Origin of the sequence: Mucilaginibacter gynuensis (assembly GCF_039541195.1) — a bacterium.
Lineage (GTDB): Bacteria > Bacteroidota > Bacteroidia > Sphingobacteriales > Sphingobacteriaceae > Mucilaginibacter > Mucilaginibacter gynuensis.
The window spans coordinates 40,762-56,992 of sequence record NZ_BAABFT010000017.1; the positions used below are offsets into that span (position 1 = coordinate 40,762).

The 16,231-nt window shown below is 42.2% G+C and carries 19 protein-coding genes and 2 tRNA genes; 8 read left to right on the forward strand and 13 right to left on the reverse strand.

Going from position 1 to position 16,231, the window contains the following annotated elements; genetic code table 11:
* Nucleotides 1–188 precede the first annotated feature (188 nt).
* The 3 genes from ABD894_RS23150 to ABD894_RS23160 all read left to right on the forward strand — a co-directional run bounded on the left by ABD894_RS23150 (nucleotide 189) and on the right by ABD894_RS23160 (nucleotide 1,982).
* Nucleotides 189–563 carry a hypothetical protein gene (locus tag ABD894_RS23150; protein WP_345213466.1) on the forward strand — a complete coding sequence of 125 codons (375 nt, stop codon included), beginning with the start codon at nucleotides 189–191 and terminating at the stop codon, nucleotides 561–563.
* A gap of 274 nt (nucleotides 564–837) precedes the next feature.
* Nucleotides 838–1,344, forward strand: coding sequence for a hypothetical protein (locus ABD894_RS23155; RefSeq protein ID WP_345213467.1), 507 nt, complete (start codon nucleotides 838–840; stop codon nucleotides 1,342–1,344).
* A 29-nt stretch (nucleotides 1,345–1,373) separates the two neighbouring features.
* Nucleotides 1,374–1,982, forward strand: coding sequence for an SCO family protein (locus ABD894_RS23160; RefSeq protein WP_345213468.1), 609 nt, complete (start codon nucleotides 1,374–1,376; stop codon nucleotides 1,980–1,982).
* A 66-nt stretch (nucleotides 1,983–2,048) separates the two neighbouring features.
* On the opposite strand, the gene ABD894_RS23165 is transcribed toward ABD894_RS23160, so the two are convergent.
* The 7 genes from ABD894_RS23165 to ABD894_RS23195 form a co-directional block, all read right to left on the reverse strand.
* Complete coding sequence (locus ABD894_RS23165) at nucleotides 2,049–2,513, reverse strand: YybH family protein (protein ID WP_345213469.1); 465 nt, start codon at nucleotides 2,511–2,513, stop codon at nucleotides 2,049–2,051.
* A gap of 166 nt (nucleotides 2,514–2,679) precedes the next feature.
* Nucleotides 2,680–3,588, reverse strand: a complete 909-nt coding sequence (locus ABD894_RS23170; protein WP_345213470.1) for an OmpA/MotB family protein — start codon at nucleotides 3,586–3,588, stop codon at nucleotides 2,680–2,682.
* A 160-nt stretch (nucleotides 3,589–3,748) separates the two neighbouring features.
* Nucleotides 3,749–4,204 (reverse strand): GyrI-like domain-containing protein, encoded by a 456-nt coding sequence (locus ABD894_RS23175; protein WP_345213471.1) that lies wholly within the window; start codon nucleotides 4,202–4,204, stop codon nucleotides 3,749–3,751.
* Nucleotides 4,205–4,305: 101 nt separating this feature from the next.
* On the reverse strand, nucleotides 4,306–4,917 hold the full coding sequence (locus ABD894_RS23180) for a murein L,D-transpeptidase catalytic domain-containing protein (protein ID WP_345213472.1): 612 nt from the start codon (nucleotides 4,915–4,917) through the stop codon (nucleotides 4,306–4,308).
* Between the two features lie 136 nt (nucleotides 4,918–5,053).
* The gene (locus ABD894_RS23185; protein ID WP_345213473.1) at nucleotides 5,054–5,350 is read right to left on the reverse strand and encodes a Dabb family protein; all 297 of its coding nucleotides are present in this window, start codon (nucleotides 5,348–5,350) and stop codon (nucleotides 5,054–5,056) included.
* An 88-nt stretch (nucleotides 5,351–5,438) separates the two neighbouring features.
* Nucleotides 5,439–5,999, reverse strand: a complete 561-nt coding sequence (locus ABD894_RS23190) for a thioredoxin family protein (protein ID WP_345213474.1) — start codon at nucleotides 5,997–5,999, stop codon at nucleotides 5,439–5,441.
* Between the two features lie 130 nt (nucleotides 6,000–6,129).
* Complete coding sequence (locus ABD894_RS23195) at nucleotides 6,130–6,729, reverse strand: FMN-dependent NADH-azoreductase (protein ID WP_345213475.1); 600 nt, start codon at nucleotides 6,727–6,729, stop codon at nucleotides 6,130–6,132.
* Nucleotides 6,730–7,266: 537 nt separating this feature from the next.
* On the opposite strand from ABD894_RS23195, the gene ABD894_RS23200 reads away from it, so the two are divergent.
* The 4 genes from ABD894_RS23200 (at nucleotide 7,267) to ABD894_RS23215 (ending at nucleotide 9,049) form a co-directional block, all read left to right on the forward strand.
* Nucleotides 7,267–8,376, forward strand: coding sequence for a redoxin domain-containing protein (locus tag ABD894_RS23200; protein ID WP_345213476.1), 1,110 nt, complete (start codon nucleotides 7,267–7,269; stop codon nucleotides 8,374–8,376).
* A gap of 11 nt (nucleotides 8,377–8,387) precedes the next feature.
* Nucleotides 8,388–8,460, forward strand: a tRNA-Cys gene (locus tag ABD894_RS23205).
* A 170-nt stretch (nucleotides 8,461–8,630) separates the two neighbouring features.
* Nucleotides 8,631–8,703 (forward strand) — tRNA-Cys (locus ABD894_RS23210).
* Nucleotides 8,704–8,725: 22 nt separating this feature from the next.
* Nucleotides 8,726–9,049: a thioredoxin family protein gene (locus ABD894_RS23215; protein ID WP_345213477.1), complete on the forward strand. Its 324-nt coding sequence runs from the start codon at nucleotides 8,726–8,728 to the stop codon at nucleotides 9,047–9,049.
* A 63-nt stretch (nucleotides 9,050–9,112) separates the two neighbouring features.
* Here ABD894_RS23215 and ABD894_RS23220 read toward each other — a convergent pair whose 3' ends face one another.
* From ABD894_RS23220 to ABD894_RS23235, 4 genes are all read right to left on the reverse strand, one after another.
* Nucleotides 9,113–9,712, reverse strand: a complete 600-nt coding sequence (locus tag ABD894_RS23220; RefSeq protein ID WP_345213478.1) for a thioredoxin family protein — start codon at nucleotides 9,710–9,712, stop codon at nucleotides 9,113–9,115.
* A 112-nt stretch (nucleotides 9,713–9,824) separates the two neighbouring features.
* Nucleotides 9,825–11,015, reverse strand: a complete 1,191-nt coding sequence (locus ABD894_RS23225; protein WP_345213479.1) for an outer membrane beta-barrel protein — start codon at nucleotides 11,013–11,015, stop codon at nucleotides 9,825–9,827.
* Nucleotides 11,012–11,629: an RNA polymerase sigma factor gene (locus ABD894_RS23230; protein WP_345213480.1), complete on the reverse strand. Its 618-nt coding sequence runs from the start codon at nucleotides 11,627–11,629 to the stop codon at nucleotides 11,012–11,014. Before ABD894_RS23230 ends, ABD894_RS23225 begins: the two co-directional genes overlap by 4 nt.
* Before the next feature lie 62 nt (nucleotides 11,630–11,691).
* The gene (locus ABD894_RS23235) at nucleotides 11,692–12,390 is read right to left on the reverse strand and encodes a DUF4397 domain-containing protein (protein WP_345213481.1); all 699 of its coding nucleotides are present in this window, start codon (nucleotides 12,388–12,390) and stop codon (nucleotides 11,692–11,694) included.
* 306 nt (nucleotides 12,391–12,696) lie between these two features.
* Here ABD894_RS23235 and ABD894_RS23240 point away from each other — a divergent pair, with 306 nt between their 5' ends.
* Nucleotides 12,697–15,141, forward strand: a complete 2,445-nt coding sequence (locus ABD894_RS23240) for a hypothetical protein (protein ID WP_345213482.1) — start codon at nucleotides 12,697–12,699, stop codon at nucleotides 15,139–15,141.
* Nucleotides 15,142–15,158: 17 nt separating this feature from the next.
* Here ABD894_RS23240 and ABD894_RS23245 read toward each other — a convergent pair whose 3' ends face one another.
* Complete coding sequence (locus ABD894_RS23245) at nucleotides 15,159–15,809, reverse strand: hypothetical protein (protein ID WP_345213483.1); 651 nt, start codon at nucleotides 15,807–15,809, stop codon at nucleotides 15,159–15,161.
* A 198-nt stretch (nucleotides 15,810–16,007) separates the two neighbouring features.
* Entirely contained in the window at nucleotides 16,008–16,163 is a 156-nt protein-coding gene (locus ABD894_RS23250; protein WP_345213484.1) for a lmo0937 family membrane protein, read from the reverse strand.
* Nucleotides 16,164–16,231: the final 68 nt, after the last annotated feature.

Below are 16,231 nucleotides of genomic sequence, written 5' to 3' on the forward strand. Positions count from 1 at the left end.
TTTTCAACAATTGTTATCTTTATTATTATTTACGTTGCGCTGGGTCAATGCAACCGCTCACATGCGATGCCCCTGTCACACAAAAGCGCACCCGTAGAAAGATCACGTTAAGATTTCTATTTAGGGTATTCCGCAAATTACATAGCTATGCGGTATTAAATTAAAAACTATATACCTTTGCCGCACTAATGCTGCAACGCTTACTTACCATATGCCTCATTTTTACGCTGATCGGTTCAAACTTTTCGCGTTTTTTTGTTTGTGCGGGTTACGAGGTAAATAAGCAATACATTATCAATAACCTCTGTATAAATAAGGCCCGCCCCGAGTTGCATTGCAACGGCAGGTGCTACCTTGCCAAAAAGCTTAAACAAGCCGAAGAAAAAGAGAAAAAGCAGGAACGCGAAGATCAAAAGAACCGTTACCAGGAAGCGCTTACCACACGTAAGCTAAGCATTAGCTTCAAAGCGCCTGTTTATTATAAAATAACATATCCGCAAAGCCCCATCAAAAGTCCGGTTAACAGGGCATCGGGCATATTCCATCCGCCACAGGTAGGGTGATCTCTTCAAATATTTATTGTCGATGATATGCGAATGTTCGCACGTGCGCTTTTGCATGCGTCATCCCGTGTCCTTAAGTTAAGGCAGCTTGCATAGGCAACTCACCCCGACTCCGCTACGCTGGTCGACCCTCTCTGCTTCGCAAAGATGGTGAAAATAATAAAACCCGTCTTTGCGCGCCAGAGAAGGTGGTCGGGCGAAGCCGAGACCGGATGAGTGAAATTAACCGGGGGATGCTCCATCATTATTCTATTTCTAATATTAACAAACAACCATGAAACTATTTAAAAACCATATAATAGCCACTCTAATTTTAGCCGCAGCGCTATTACAAGCCTGTACCAACGAACCCGATTACAAGGAAAGCCGCCAAAAGGTGCTCGATCTGCACGATAAGATTATGATAGACGGCGAACGGGCCATGAATAACAAAATGAAGCTGGATACTTTAGCTCAAACCGGTTTGTCGGCTTTGAAAAAAGCCCAGCCTGCTACAGATACCATCGCCATAAAGCAGCAAATAGCGGTGTTGGTAAAAGACCTTGATGCTGCCGACGATGAAATGAACAATTGGATGCATGCCTTTAATGCCGATGTGCAAGGTAAAAGCAACGCTGAAGCATCCAAGTATTTTGATGCGGAAATGCTGAAAGTAAAAAAGGTAGACAGCTTGTATAAAAAAGCCATTGCTGCATCTGCCAATTATTTGAAGCAATACAATATCAAGGCCGATACTACTGCCGGTACGGGTATGGCTCATCACCACGATATGAAAATGTAAGGACGATGAAACAACTGATATGTTTATGCATGGCGATAACAATTTTTGCCGCCTGCAAACCTAAGCAAGCCAAACTGCCTATTTACGGCAGTCGCGAAGCCGTAGAGAAAATAGTAGGTGGCAAAACGGTTACCGATACCGTATACAAAACCATCCCGGCCTTCAGGTTTTTAAACCAGGATAGCACCATGATAGATAATCATTTATTTGATGGTAAAATTTACGTGGCCGATTTCTTTTTTACCTCATGCCCTTCTATTTGCCCCATTATGCACCGCAATTTGTTAAAGGTGTACGAAAAGTATAAGGACAATAAAAATGTAATGCTGCTATCGCACAGTATCGATTTTAAGTACGATGTGCCGCATGTGCTAAAAGCCTACGCCACCAGGTTGGGCATAAGCGGACAGCAATGGCAGTTTGTGCATGGCAGTAAGGAAGAAATTTACGGGCTGGCACAGCGTGACTACCTCGTAAGTGTAAGTGCTGATGCTAAAGCGCCCGGTGGTTATGTGCACCAGGGGTATTTGGTATTGGTAGATAAACAGAAAAGGGTACGCGGCGCTTATGATGGCACCAAAGAGGAGCAAACCGAACAGTTGATGAAGGATATGGATATCCTTTTGCAGGAAGAATAGTATAAACGCACATAGCACAGTTAGGCTTTAGGGCCGCTGTGCTCATGGTGATGCAAGGTTAGGAGATTAACTTTTAAATATCTTCATCAGCCATTTTGCAAACGGACTGAACTTTTTGATTCGGCAATTGTGGAACGAGGCCAGGCGCCATTGGTCGTCATCTTCACGCACAAAAACTGAGGTGGTAATTGACCGGCGACTTGCTGGTGCTTCTTTTTGCCAGCGTAGCTTTATGGCCCCGGTAGCTATAACAACGGCGGTATCGTCATTTAGAAAGCGGGCTTCTGTTACCTGGGCTTCAAGCCTTGCCCCCCTGAAAAAGAAACTGTTCATCAGTTCCTCATGGGTTTTAACATAGGCATAGCGGCCTTTTAAATGATCGCCGTTAAAGGTGATGTAATTGCAATCGGGTGTTAAATATGCAGCGGCGCCTCTAAAGTCGACGGTTTCAAAGGCTTTGCAAATGCGGCTATTTATTTTTAGCACAGCTTTTATATCCTGTTCCATATCGGTGCTTATCATGTTTTTCATGATGTAAAACTATATCAAGCAGGCTTCGGCATGAAAAACAAAACGGTAAGCGAGGGCTAATTATCGGTGAACGAGGGGTGCTGTCGGTACTTCGGCGAAATTATCGCACAAAAAAGCCGTTTTGCGGCTGCAAAACGGCTTTTTGTATAGAATGACGTTCTTGTAATTATTGTTTTTGCTGATCTTGCTGAACCGGCTGCGCTGGTTGAGCAGGCTGTGCCGATTGATCGGTTGATTTACCTATCAGGTCCATAAACTGATCAAGCTTAGGCGTAATAATAATTTGAGTACGACGGTTCTTAGCTTTACCGGCTTCGCTGCTGTTATCAGCAATTGGGTTATACTCGCCGCGGCCACCTGCTGTTAAGCGTTTAGGATCAACAGCATAATTGGTTTGCAGCGCGTTAACTACTGATGCCGCTCTTAACGAACTCAAATCCCAGTTGTTGCGGATATTGGTTTGTTTGATTGGCACATTATCGGTATTACCTTCTATCAGTACATCGTAACCTGAGTAGTCTTTGATGATCTTGGCAATTTTTGATAAGGTAGCACCGGCCTTGTCAGATATTTCATAACTACCAGATTTGTACAGCATATTATCGGCAAGTGAAATATAAACCACGCCTTTTAATACCTGCACGTCAACATCCTTCATCTCGTCGCGACTTAATGAGCGGGTAAGGTTGTTAGTTAACACCATATTAAGCGAGTCGCTTTTGTTTTTGGTATCAACCAGTTGTTTAATGTATTTGTTGGATGCATTTATTTCGTCAACCAGTTTGGCTATGTTGATACTGCCCTGGTTATTGCCCGATAAACATTTGTTTAAGGCAGATTGCAAACCGGCAGAATTGGCTTTTTCAGAAGCTATTTGTTCTTCGAGGCTGCTTATCCTGCTATTGGCCGCTGCCAGCGATTTTTCGCTCAGCAGGTATTTCAGGTTAAGATCGCGGGTTTTATCCTGCAACTGCGTGTAATTGCCCTGTAGTTCATTGTATTTTTTACTACTAACGCAGCTTGATGTTGCCACTGCCACAATCAGCATCAGGGGTAACGATAAGTGAATTTTCATAATCTGTTTAGTTGTTGAATAATTGATTATAATCCATTTATAATCAGCAACGATTATAACAAAGTTAAACCGATAATGTTTAAACTATATTAACGTGTGACAAATAAGCGACTATTGAGCCGGTTTTGTTGGAAATAAACGACAATCGGAGAAAGAAATTTTACTCGACCCCTATAAATATATCAACCTGCACCTCGCCGTCGGCAGTGTTTTCACCGTAAACCTCAAAATCGGCAATGTAGTTTCGAGGCAGGTCTGATTCCCATATACGGGTCCACATGGCGAAAACCACGCCGTCTTCAAATTTTCCTTTTGCATTAAAGTTGGTGTATTTACCGGCATCAAATGCTTTACCGGTAAGTCCTGCCGGGATATTGTTCAGGTTGTCTACCTTAAAACCTAATAGGGTAGTGTAAGGCTTGGTATAATCGCCCTCATAATCGGTATAAATGCAATAGATAGCACTATCTACCTTGCCGGGCACGCGGGAAATAACATTCTCCATCATAAAACGGCTCCATAATTTGGGGATGTCGATGCCTGATTGTCCGTTCTGATTTGTGGTACGAATAGCAAGCCCAATGATGTTGAATTTTTCTAATTGTGTGGTTTCCATATTTGTGATGTGTATTAGGCGGGCAAAGATCGCGCGGGTAGTGACAACCCTGTGTCAGCAGGATGCATACATTCTATCAAATTGAGTAGAAAAAAGATAGGTCAGTTATAGATCCACATTAACATACGCTTCTTTTTCTTGCGCAGCAACGCATCTGTCAGCTTCATTACACTGTTTGATACTGCGGGGCAGCCCCAGCCTTCGGGTGTGCCACCCGGATATACCTCCTGCTCGGGCACCTGCTCCCAGGAGTGGAAAACAATTTGCCGGCCGAGGGCGTTGCTGTTGCTGCTTTCTAAACCGGCTAAAAAATATTTTACATGGATCCCCCAGGCACTGTAAGCCCGCCCATCTATCCGGTATTTACCCAGGGCCGTGCAATGGCTGCCATCCAGATTACTGAACTCAGGCCTGTCTTTAGACCAAATTCCCGACCACGGGCTACTCCCGCAGCCATGGCTTACCATGCCCGATAAGTGTATTCTATCGGCACGAAAATCCCATACTACAAAGCGTTTTACGCCCGATGACAGGCTCATATCAATCAGAATACAATAGCGAGTGTTATAGCCTTTGCGCTTGCAAAAAACGAGTGCCTCCTTTGCCTTTTGGCGTGTACGGGTTGTATCAATATGCGGTGTAGCGGCATCTGTTTTTATCGACGACAGGCAGCATACTAATAATAAAAGCAAGATGAGGTGATGTGTTTTCAAGTGTTTAGGTTATTGAGCCCCGGATTAAAAATAGTCAATTTGGGCAATTAGTTGATCATCGTAATTTGTTATAAATAAAAAGCGGGCTGATAATTTGAGATTATCAACCCGCTTTTTATTGTTTCTTGCGATGTGCTTATTCGGCATCGTAAATAACTACCTTTTCAAAGTATACGCGGAACTCATCTAAAAATGCTTTGTGCAGCGGGTGTACCTGGTAAACATCGTGTGCGGCAAGGTCTTCAAAAAATAAGGTAAGACTGAATGTGTAAGTAATATCAACAACCGCGCGCTCAATAGCGGCAGGCGTGCCTACATGGAACGCTTTGGCTACTCCAATAGATTGCAGTGATTCTAACCCTTTACGAAATGCTTGTTTCTGATCTTCAGTGGTATCGGCTTTAAGCCAGAATAAAACGTGGTGTACTATCATTATGTTTGTTTTTCCAAATGTAGTAATTCGGCATTTATGGCTTTTACACGTACTGAAATTTTACCCGTTTATTGATAACAACAACGGCTTAGGCCTGCTTGTTTTTCGCGAAGCGCTTGCCAATTAAGGTAAGCTGATCTTTAGAAAGCTTTGAGGTGGATTGAAGGATATTCAGCAGAAAGGCTATCTCGCTATCGGCGGCAGGGCAGCCGATATTTTGCCCGTAAGTATTTACAGAAGCACCTTTAGATCGGATTTGGCTATCGGCCAGTTTAGTGCCTTTGGCATCTGCAACTACCCAAAATGGCAGGCCTGCTTTTTCGCCCTGGTATTTGGTAAGTATGTCTATAGCACCCGGGTTTTCAAGCTCTTTTTTGTTGGGGTCTTCCATCAGGTCGAGGTATACCACTACATAGTTATCATCAATCAGCTTCTTAACCGATTCATCATTGATTGATGCCTCAAACTTTTTACACCACTCGCGGGTTGATGACTGAAAAACAATTATTACGTTTTTGTTCTCTTTTGTTGCCTGCGCGTAAGCCTGCTTCATTACATCATTTGCCGATGGTTTAGCGGGTTTTGTTGAACAAGCTGCTATGCATAAGCTTAAAACCAGCATTATGCTTAAAAATAAGGTTCTCTTCATGTTTGTGATTGTTTTTCGCAAGCTACTAAAATGCAAGCGCCTTTGAATGAGCAGCTGTTATACAAAAACCGAACAAAAAAAGGGAACAGCCTAAGCCATTCCCTCACCTCTTAACATGAAAACAATATATTTAAACAGCAATGCTGTCAATAGCTTTATCTAAAGCGGTAGCCTGAAAATCGGCCACTGCAAAACCTTCAGCGGTAACGAAGGTTACATCCGTCATACCCAAAAAGCCTAACATAAATTTAAGGTATGGGCTAATGAAATCGGCAGTTTTGTAAGCGCCTTCGCTGTACACACCACCTGTAGTTACTGCAACGTATACTTTTTTGCCTGTCAATAAACCTTGCGGACCGTTTTCAGTATACTTAAAGGTAACACCTGCACGGGCAATATGGTCTATCCATGCTTTCAGGGTTGATGATACACCAAAGTTGTACATTGGCGCGCCAATTACTATGATATCGGCATCCATAATTTCCTGGATAGATTCGTTTGAATGTTTGATGGCTGCTTTGTTAGCATCCGTATGTTTTTCGGCAGGAGTGAAAAATGCGGCAAGGTGCGCTTCTTCCAGATGCGGGAAAGGATTCTTAGTAAGGTCTTTTACCTGTACAACTGCTGCCGGATCTTTCTCTCTCAATTTCTCTACAATAGCATTACCCAGTTTAATACTGTTTGATGCTTCGCCGCGAGGGCTTGAAATGATATTTAAAATCTTTGCCATTTTAAGTCGTGTTTGTTTAGTTATAAATAACAGCACAAACATGCATGTTTAAACATGTAATTTATCACCTATTATTTTAGATGACGATTACATGATATGGCAACTTTTTAATGACAATCTGAAAGCTGTTTATTATTCCTGCAATGAACTGATAGAACAGGTTCTCGTTCAGTTTTTAGAGTGAAATTGAAAGTATATTTTCGTTAAATGAAAAAATAATAAGCAGATTATCAGGAAGAAACAAAATGAACAACGCAAATGTATACTATATCTATAGAATTTATATACATTTGCATTGTGATTATGAAGAACAACGCTTTTACAGCAGAAAGCTACGATATGAAAACCAGGTTTGCAAATTACGCCTCATTTATGTTTAACAACGCCGCGCATTATTGTTGTTGCTGAAACCGGTTGGTAATTAACCTATTCGCATACTATTCCCGGTATGCCTACGTATCCACATCGTTTTATTCACTCAGTTTTTTTATGAAAAGAAGCATCATTACAGCCCTCTTGCTATCACCTGCAGCATTAATGGCACAAAATATAACTTATACCATTAGCGGCAATATCGGCAAACTAAACGCGCCGGCAAAAGCATTTTTAAGCTACCGCAACGATGCCGGTAACGTAACCGATTCGGCCATTATACAGCAAGGCGCATTCAGTTTTAAGGGCACTTTGCCGGAAGCTGTTAAAGCCAACCTGATCATCGCCCATGAGGGCGAAAGTTTAAGACAGCTAAAAAAAGCCGACTACTTACCGGTATACCTTGAAAACGGGAACATAAAAATCAGCAGCAGTGACTCGGCAGCCAAAGCAACCGTTATAGGCGGAACGCTAAACAAGGACAACCAGCAACTGGCAAAAGTATTAAAGCCTTACAGCGATAAATTAAAGGCCGAAGCCACCGCTTTTTACGGCCTGCCTAAAGAACAACAGACCGCCGAAGCAGAAGCCGCCCTTGATAAACGTACCGAAGAGATAGAAGCCCAGCAAAAAGGCGTACTGGTGCCATTCATTAAAAATCACCCCAACTCGCTCATCAGCCTCGATGCCTTGAAAACACTGGGAGGCTATTTCCCTGAAGCATCAGAAGTTGAGCCATTGTACGGGGCATTATCAGCAGCGGTAAAAAAATCTAAAGCAGGCGAACAATACAACAAATGGCTGCAAGGCTGGAAACAAACGGCGATAGGCGTACAAGCCCCGGCATTTACACAAAACGATAAAGATGGCAATGCCGTAACCCTGGCATCATTTAAAGGCAAATATTTATTGGTTGATTTTTGGGCATCGTGGTGCGGCCCTTGCCGCCGCGAAAACCCCAACGTGGTAAAAGCTTACAACCAGTTTAAAGATAAAAACTTCACTATACTGGGCGTATCGCTGGATAACAAACGCGAAGCATGGTTAAAAGCGGTGGAAGATGACCAGTTGAACTGGACACAGGTATCGGACCTTAAATATTGGAAAAATGAAGTGGCCGAACTTTACGGTGTAAGGGCCATACCGCAAAATTTTTTGCTCGATCCTGATGGTAAGATCATAGCCAAAAACCTTACCGGCGATAAATTAAACGAGAAACTACAACAACTGTATAATACCAACACAAATACCGCGGCCAAAACAGGCAGCAGGTAATTGTAAACAAAAGGTCGGGTGGCCGAGGGGTTAGGCAGAGGTCTGCAAAACCTTGCACGACGGTTCGAATCCGTTCCCAACCTCACCATTTAATAAATGGTGGTAGTATCATATTGCACAAGTGGTGGTTCTTTGTGCAACCAGAAGTTAATCCGGCTTGCAGCCGGGTTACTTCTTTCTTTGAAAAAATCAGAAACTATTAACTGACCTCAATAGTGCCGGTATGCCTGCAAAGGCTGCCGGCTTAATTAAATGGCAGGGTGGCCGAGCGGCTCAGGCAGAGGTCTGCAAAACCTTTTACAACGGTTCGAATCCGTTCCCATGCCTCACAACAGTAAATGCGTTAACAATGGCATTAACAGAAATAACTGACGAAAACTTCACCTCGTTAACCGGTTCCGGAAAATTAGCGCTAATTAGCTTTTGCGCCGGCTGGTGCAATTCGAGCAAGATGATTGGCCCGGTACTAAATGATCTGGCCAACGAAGTAAAAGAGAATATATTGATAGGCCGGGTGAATGTGGATGCCAGTCCCGGCATTTCAAAGCAGTTTGGTATCAGCAGCGTACCCGCTTTATTATTCTTTAAAAACGGTGTGGAGATTTACAGGCAAATAGGTGCCGCGCCCAAAGATGTTATAAACGCCAAACTGATCAGCTTATCAAAGCCTTAACAGCTATTGCTACGTAGTTTAAAATGCTTAGATCACTGCTTTCTATAAATATTGCAGCCTCATTTAATTCGAACCTTTAGCAGGCACAGGTGTGGGCTTATTTAGCGCGAAACGCTTACCTATTATGGCAAGTTGTTCAGCATTCAGGCTTGAGGTTGCTTTTAGTATTTCTAAAAAATGGGCTACTTCGCTTTCTTCTGCCGGGCAGCCAATATTTTCACCATAAGTATCTAAGGCGGCACCACTTGGCCTAATATGACTATCAGCCAGTTTATTGCCTTTGTCATCGGCAATGAACCAAAACGGAAGTCCTGATTTCTCTCCTTTATATTTAGTTATTAATGCCAGTGAGTTCGGGGTTTCCAGGTCTTTTTTATCAGGCTGTTCCATCGCATCAATATATGCAATCACATAATTATCATCGAACATCTTTTTTATCGCCGGATCATTAATTGAAGCTTCCATTTTTTTACACCAGCCGCACCACGAAGCATGAAAAATAACCAGTACTTTTTTATTCTCCTTCTGTGCTTGTTCACCAACATATTGCATTATACCTTCGGCAGATCGTTTTCCAAATGATTGTCCTTTTTTCCCCTGGCCAAAACCGGTCATGTTAATTGCAAAAAATAATAGGGAAACTAAAATGAGTTGCTTTTTCATATAGAATAGATGATTTTAATGCAAGCTAACAAATTATTGGCAGATAGCTCATTAGCATAAATATCACTCACTATTTATACAATATGTAAAAGTTAATAAAGCAGCGTTTTATCTAAAAATCAACCTTAATGCGTAACCCGCCTTGTACCAGGTTGAGTTTTTGCTCGGAGTAGCCGCTTACGGGCACTTTAACATAAGGCTCAAACGATAAAGTATTGCGGTTATTGATCTTCTGCTGAAAACCTACCGACAGATTGTAAAGGCCTACATATTTGTTTTGCTTTAACTTTTCATCGGGCACAGCCTCGGTTGATACCTCGGTACGGCTAACGGTTTCAATACGTTGCTGCCCCGCCCCATCAAAATAAGTATTAACTACTGATAGCTGCTGACTGTATTTTAACGATTGCTGCTGCGATAGTATAGAGTATGCCGATACCCCTACCCGCGCGTATATCTTTTTATTTACCTTGTATTGCAGCTCAAGCGGAATGTCGATACCGGCCATGCTGGCTTCGGCGCCGTCAAGCATTCTCGCATTTTTATCCATTATGCCTGCGGCGGGTGATATTTTTTTGGCACCGCCAAGCTCATTATAATTGATACCGGTACTAATGGCCAGTTTATTGTTGATGGCGTATGATACCTGCGTACCTAAATTTAAGTTTGTTTTTGAACGCGTATCCAATGCCTGGCCTACCATCAGCCCGAAACTCCATTTCTTTTCTCCGGTGGTTACTGGCTGTTGCTTACGGGTTAACTGAGCTTCTTTCTCCAGATATTCTTCCATGCTCATTTTTTTACGGGCAGGCGTTTTCACTACCGATGGGGTAATGTTACCTGTATTTGCAGTCACAGGTACCGTAGCTATATATTGTTGCGTATCTGCCGTTGATGGCGTAACGCTTGCGTTATCTTCAATGTTAATTACCTGCGCTTTAACCACAGGATTTGTATGGCGAACAAACTGAGGCTTGGTAACTATCGGAGCTTCGGCGTGTTTGATTGTTTGCTGAGACTCAACTATTGCCTGCGGAACAATAGCTTGCGAAGTCTGCGGATTTGTTTTTTGTATTACAGCAGCTACCTGGGCATCGTTCTTATCATCTTGTTTGGCTATTTTACCGGGCAGCAGTAAAAAGGCTATTACTAATATAGCAGCCGCGCTTAGTGCCCTTCTCCACAGTATTATTTTGTTGCGCTTGTGTTTGCGTTCCTGAAATTCTTCCCATGCGCCGGGCCTGTAATCAAAATCCAGATCACTCAGTTCGGCTTTTATATGTTCTATCAATTCGTCTTTCATGCTCCTGATCTGTTAAGTGTTTGCTGATAAAGCGCGCGCAAACGCTCTTTGGCACGGGCCAGGTAAACGCGGCTGTTCTTTACCGGTATGTTAAGTTCGGTAGCGATCTCCTCATGTTTAAATCCTTCAATTTCGTACATGTTAAATATTACTCTTTGTATTTGCGGCAGGTTATTCAATAGTTTCAATATATCCTGCGCGTTCATTTTATCAACCACGGTAACGTGGTCGGTAAGGGTATGCATCTCGGTCAGCTCGTCGGTAGCCTGGTTGTTTTTGGCTATCCGCAAAAAATCTATCGCCGTTCGCGAGGCTATTCTTGCTATCCAACCCTTAAAAGCCTTCAGCAGGTTTTCGGGGTCTTCGGGATGAATGAACATCCTTATATTTTTAAAGATCTTTATAAAACTATCGTTCACCAGTTCTTCGGCCTGGCTCACATCATTATTATACCTGATCACCACCCCCATCAGGTAGCCGTAAAATGATTTATATACCCACTCGCGGCATTGCTCATCATCGCTCAAACATCCAATAAGAATATCGTCAAGCTTTTTTATGGGCTTCACCTTGGCCTGGCTTTTAAACTTGAACAACAGCGCTGCGGATTTCATTTAAAGATCAAAAGCCACCCTTAATTTATTTAAGGGTGGCGGGGTACTAAAAGGGGTATTGCTTATTTGTTTGTAATTACTTTTACAGCCAGTTTAGTGCTGTCGGTAGCGGCTTTAAGACCTTTTGCCCAAATGGTATAGATCTTGCCTTTTTCAATTTTTACTTTCTCTACTTTGGCAATTACCTCAGTTTTGGTGTTTTCTTTGATCTCGAAAGTAAGCTCAGCACCCGGAGTAACACCTGTAAACGCGGTTGACTCTTTAAACGCGGTTTTAGTGAACACGTTAGTAGCAACGCCTGTGATACCTAAATCTAAGGCACCTGCATCAGGGCTTAAGTTTACAAAACGTACATTGGCTTTATCAGCAGCAGGCGCGGTAAGGTTATCTTCGGTTAATACAAATACCGGTTTTGTTGGTACATCAGCAATGTATAATGAGTAGAACTTGTTAGCTTTCAACTCCAGGTTTGATTTTACCATTACACGGCTCGAATCTTTTTTAGTGATGCTGAACTCGTAAGTGTTGGCAATAATTGCACTGTAAGGAAATGCAGTACCGAAAGTAAGCGCTCTTGCATTCGCCTTAGTTCCGTTGATCTTTAAAGTAAGTTCAGGGCTGCCCGGTGACGCGTGCACTACGGTTAAAGCAGCTTCGCTTGGTGCAGGCAAATCATTCTTATCATCGCTGCAAGCGGTAACAGTTAAAGCAATAGCAAATAGGGCCGCAGCCGGTTTCAAAAAGTGTTTGAATTTTTTCATGTGTATTTTATTAGTCTTGTTTGTTTACCTGATAAAACGGGAGCTACAGGCAAAGAGCAACAGCACTAATTAAATTTTTTAATTTAATGTTATCCGGGCAGGATGAAGAGGGAGGAACAACCAGCGAAATATCGTTCAAAAACATACAGGCACATTAACCGAAAATGGCCTCATTTTATTGTACGTCCTTATATAGTCCTCGTCAATGTGGCAAACGCGTGACAAGTAACTTAACGGTGTTAAGTAAGACGCATACTGCGTTTTCGAAAAAGTATTTTATAAATTTAAACCTGTTAAAACAACCTTATGAGAAACGCTTTCCGGATTATCATCTTTAATTTGATGCTATTGCTTTTTTCAGGGAATCTGTACGCACGCACCGGCACCGATAGCCTGGAGGCATTATTAAAGAACTTTGAATACTATTCGTTAAAAAAATCGGCGTCTTTATTGTTTGTCCATTTTGATAAAACGGTGTATACTAAAAATGAGCAGGTATGGTTTTCGGGTTATATGTTATCACCAAACCAGGAGGGTGTTAACCATGAGGCACTTTCGGTAGTGTTGATACGCGATGCCAATCATCAAATAATAATGCAGGATAAGTTTGCCATGGCAAGCGGGCTCGCTTTTGGTAATATTTTGCTTAGCGATAGTATTGCACCGGGCAATTATCATTTTATTGCTTATACCAATGTGCTTAATAAAGAGGGTAAACCGTTAGATGTTTTTTCGCAGGCCATTACTATTAAAGCCCCTACGGAACAAACTTTTAATGCCACTATGCGGGTGCTTGATACTGCAAATCGTTTTGTGGGCCCGCTATCGGTACTGGTTAATGTACGTTATAAAGATGACAGACCAATAAACAATGCCCGCTTAACCTATACGCTGGGTAATGAGAAAAAGATACTGGTTAAAACCGATGACATGGGGCAGTGTATTATCAGCATACCGCGCGAAAAACTGGGGGGCGATACCAGCAGCCTGTTGCAGGCTAATATTAGGGTAGATAAAGAAAGCCAGAATATAAGTTTAGGCTTGCCGGTTGTAAAGAGCGCGATTAAAATAGGCTTTTACCCTGAAGGGGGTAATTTGGCGGCAGGTTTAACAAACACCATAGGCTGGGAGGCCAAGACAATTTTAGGGCAACCACTGAAATTAACCGCTGTTTTATACAAGGATGATAAACCCTTTGAAACCATTAATACCAGCGCTTATGGTATTGGCAGGTTTAAAATATTGCCGCTTACGGGCAGTAAGTATTATATAAAATTAAAAACCAATATCCCGGGGGCCGACTCTGTTTATGCCCTGCCACAGGCATTGCCGGGTAAAATACAGCTTAGTGTGGTTAATGCGCTGTGTGCCGATTCTGTAAGGGTTTTGCTGAGTAGCGCGCTAATGCAAAGTGTTTCAGTTATTGTACATAATTATACCGAAGTGTTTGGCCGTACCGAACAGCGGGTATCAAAGAAACCTACATTACTAAAAATAGCATTAACAGATCTGCCTAAAGGTTTATCTACCATTACGGTACTTGATTCATTGGAGAGGCCTTTGGCCGAGCGGATCTTCTTCGCTCATTATGGCCCATCTACGGGTGTTAGCATCACATCTGAACGGCAGCAATACAATACCCGCGAAAAGGTAAATTTGAAGTTTAAGCTTAAAAGGGACACCTCGGGCAATCGGGTCAGCGGCTTTGTCTCTATTGCCTGCGTGCAGGAAAACCGTATTGAAAAGGCTAAACAAACAGACATAGAAAGCTATATTTATTTTAACCATAACCTGGAGGCCTTACCACCCAGCCCGCAGGGCCGTGCGTATAATGACAAGGCTTATCTTGAAGATATTTTACTGGTTAAAGGCTGGCGCAAATATAAATGGGACGAGCTGCTGCAAACCACCGCCGCTGATACCGCGCAGGCTAATAAAACCCTTAATTTTACCGGGGCCGTTACCTATTATGGTAAGCCATTAAAAAAGCCATTATCATTAACGCTTTTGCGTGATAGCATTGCCGGTTTGGTATTTACTGACAGCACGGGAAAATTTGAATTAACTCCCCGGGAATTGTTTGTACAGCAGGATCATAAGGTAATGATGATAACTAATGGCAAAGCGATGGAGAATTACGCGATATCTTTAAACGACCCATACCTACCCTTAAACAGGGAATTATCACAGCAGCAAAAATTTGTTACCGTTGCTTACAGCTCAACCGAACAAAGTACCGAAGCATTAAAGCTGAATGGATTTGAAAATGCTATTAACCTCAAAGGTGTAGAGATACGAGGTTCAAGCACATTGAATGGATTAAATAGCGCATTGAAAAATACCTGTGGCGATTATGTATGCTCTTTCGGTATCTTAAACTGCCCTAACCATCCTTTTGGTGGTAGTATACCCGAAAAGAACAAACAATACAGATCTGTCATTGGAGGCAGGTTGGAGACTGTTATTTATACCGGATGCAAGGAGGTTGAAAACAAACACCTGCAAATTTTGAAAGGCATTTATATGGCCAAAGAGTTTTACGGGTCTGATTATGCACAATATAGCCCAGCCGAACCGGAGTATTTTTCAACCATTTACTGGAATCATGGTGTAGCGATCAACTCCGAAGAAGAAACCGCTATTTCTTTTTACGCCAGTGATGTAACCGGGCCATTCAGGGTAATTGTGCAGGGTTTTTCAGATAAAGACCTGGTATACGGCGAGCATTCCTTCAGCGTAAAAAAGCCCTGACAATGTGGAAGAACTGCCTATTTGTTGCAAAACTCGATCAGCTTTATCAAATCGCCAGCCTTGTTAAGGCTGATGTTGTTATCCTTCACAAAGTTTTCAATTTGTGCCTCTTTACCCGCAAATTGATCTATTATCTTTTTTAGGGAAGTAAGCGGGATAAATTCCATGCCCTTTTGCAGCCAGTATTTATCATCTGTTTGCATAACATACCCATCAGGCAAAAGCAAGGCATACTTGTCAACCGTTGGCGCCTCGGCTTTTTTGGCATTCATTGATGCCGCCTGGTTTTCATTATTTGATTTAAAGTTGCTCTTTATTGCTTTTCCGCGGTGTTGTACAAAGAGGGCTGTCAGGGTATTGGTAATTTTTTCAAAAAAGACTTGCCTGGCCGGTATAAATTTGCGCTTATTCAGGTAAATAGTGTCAATGATATTCCCTTGATCAAGCACCAGCTTTTGCCCGTCTTTTTCAAACATCATTTCCTCAGTGATAGTATTATAGTTGAGCGATGCCTCAAGCGAAGCACCTCCTTTTTGCAACACGGTACCGGTTACAAATTCAGGAAAAACATAGGGTGATAGCTTGCCGCTCTGGGTATCTTGTGCCAACGCGGTAACGCTTATAAATAAAGAGGCTATGCCAGCTACACAGTTTTTGTTAAATTTCATATACAATGCCGTTTAGGGGTATAACAAATATATAACCTCTGAGTTATCACGCAATAGATGGTATTATTTTGTTACGCTGTAATGTCTTTATCCCAACACTAATCTTAAATAGACTCTGCTTTTATCCAAGCTCACCTGATACCAACTAAAAAGGGCCATGTAAAAACACGGCCCTTTCAATAAATTTTACCCGGCTGTTTATATAGCCGTTGGTCTTCTGATAACGCCCAGTAACAGTGCTATAATAGCGATTACCAATAAGGCATGTATCAAACCAACTGCCGAATATGCAAATACTCCGATTGCCCATCCAATTATCAGGATCACAGCAATAATATACAATAGAGATCTCATAGCTTTTTAATTTTAGTTAACGATTTTCATAAATAGATATTAAGCTATATCCCATTATCGTGCCGAAA

Coding starts and splice junctions, on each gene's coding strand:
- ABD894_RS23150 (WP_345213466.1), top strand. CDS start 189: ATGCTGCAACGCTTACTTACCATATGCCTCATTTTTACGCTGATCGGT.
- ABD894_RS23155 (WP_345213467.1), top strand. CDS start 838: ATGAAACTATTTAAAAACCATATAATAGCCACTCTAATTTTAGCCGCA.
- ABD894_RS23160 (WP_345213468.1), top strand. CDS start 1,374: ATGGCGATAACAATTTTTGCCGCCTGCAAACCTAAGCAAGCCAAACTG.
- ABD894_RS23165 (WP_345213469.1), bottom strand. CDS start 2,513: ATGAAAAACATGATAAGCACCGATATGGAACAGGATATAAAAGCTGTG.
- ABD894_RS23170 (WP_345213470.1), bottom strand. CDS start 3,588: ATGAAAATTCACTTATCGTTACCCCTGATGCTGATTGTGGCAGTGGCA.
- ABD894_RS23175 (WP_345213471.1), bottom strand. CDS start 4,204: ATGGAAACCACACAATTAGAAAAATTCAACATCATTGGGCTTGCTATT.
- ABD894_RS23185 (WP_345213473.1), bottom strand. CDS start 5,350: ATGATAGTACACCACGTTTTATTCTGGCTTAAAGCCGATACCACTGAA.
- ABD894_RS23190 (WP_345213474.1), bottom strand. CDS start 5,999: ATGAAGAGAACCTTATTTTTAAGCATAATGCTGGTTTTAAGCTTATGC.
- ABD894_RS23195 (WP_345213475.1), bottom strand. CDS start 6,729: ATGGCAAAGATTTTAAATATCATTTCAAGCCCTCGCGGCGAAGCATCA.
- ABD894_RS23200 (WP_345213476.1), top strand. CDS start 7,267: ATGGCACAAAATATAACTTATACCATTAGCGGCAATATCGGCAAACTA.
- ABD894_RS23215 (WP_345213477.1), top strand. CDS start 8,726: ATGGCATTAACAGAAATAACTGACGAAAACTTCACCTCGTTAACCGGT.
- ABD894_RS23220 (WP_345213478.1), bottom strand. CDS start 9,712: ATGAAAAAGCAACTCATTTTAGTTTCCCTATTATTTTTTGCAATTAAC.
- ABD894_RS23225 (WP_345213479.1), bottom strand. CDS start 11,015: ATGAAAGACGAATTGATAGAACATATAAAAGCCGAACTGAGTGATCTG.
- ABD894_RS23230 (WP_345213480.1), bottom strand. CDS start 11,629: ATGAAATCCGCAGCGCTGTTGTTCAAGTTTAAAAGCCAGGCCAAGGTG.
- ABD894_RS23235 (WP_345213481.1), bottom strand. CDS start 12,390: ATGAAAAAATTCAAACACTTTTTGAAACCGGCTGCGGCCCTATTTGCT.
- ABD894_RS23240 (WP_345213482.1), top strand. CDS start 12,697: ATGAGAAACGCTTTCCGGATTATCATCTTTAATTTGATGCTATTGCTT.
- ABD894_RS23245 (WP_345213483.1), bottom strand. CDS start 15,809: ATGAAATTTAACAAAAACTGTGTAGCTGGCATAGCCTCTTTATTTATA.
- ABD894_RS23250 (WP_345213484.1), bottom strand. CDS start 16,163: ATGAGATCTCTATTGTATATTATTGCTGTGATCCTGATAATTGGATGG.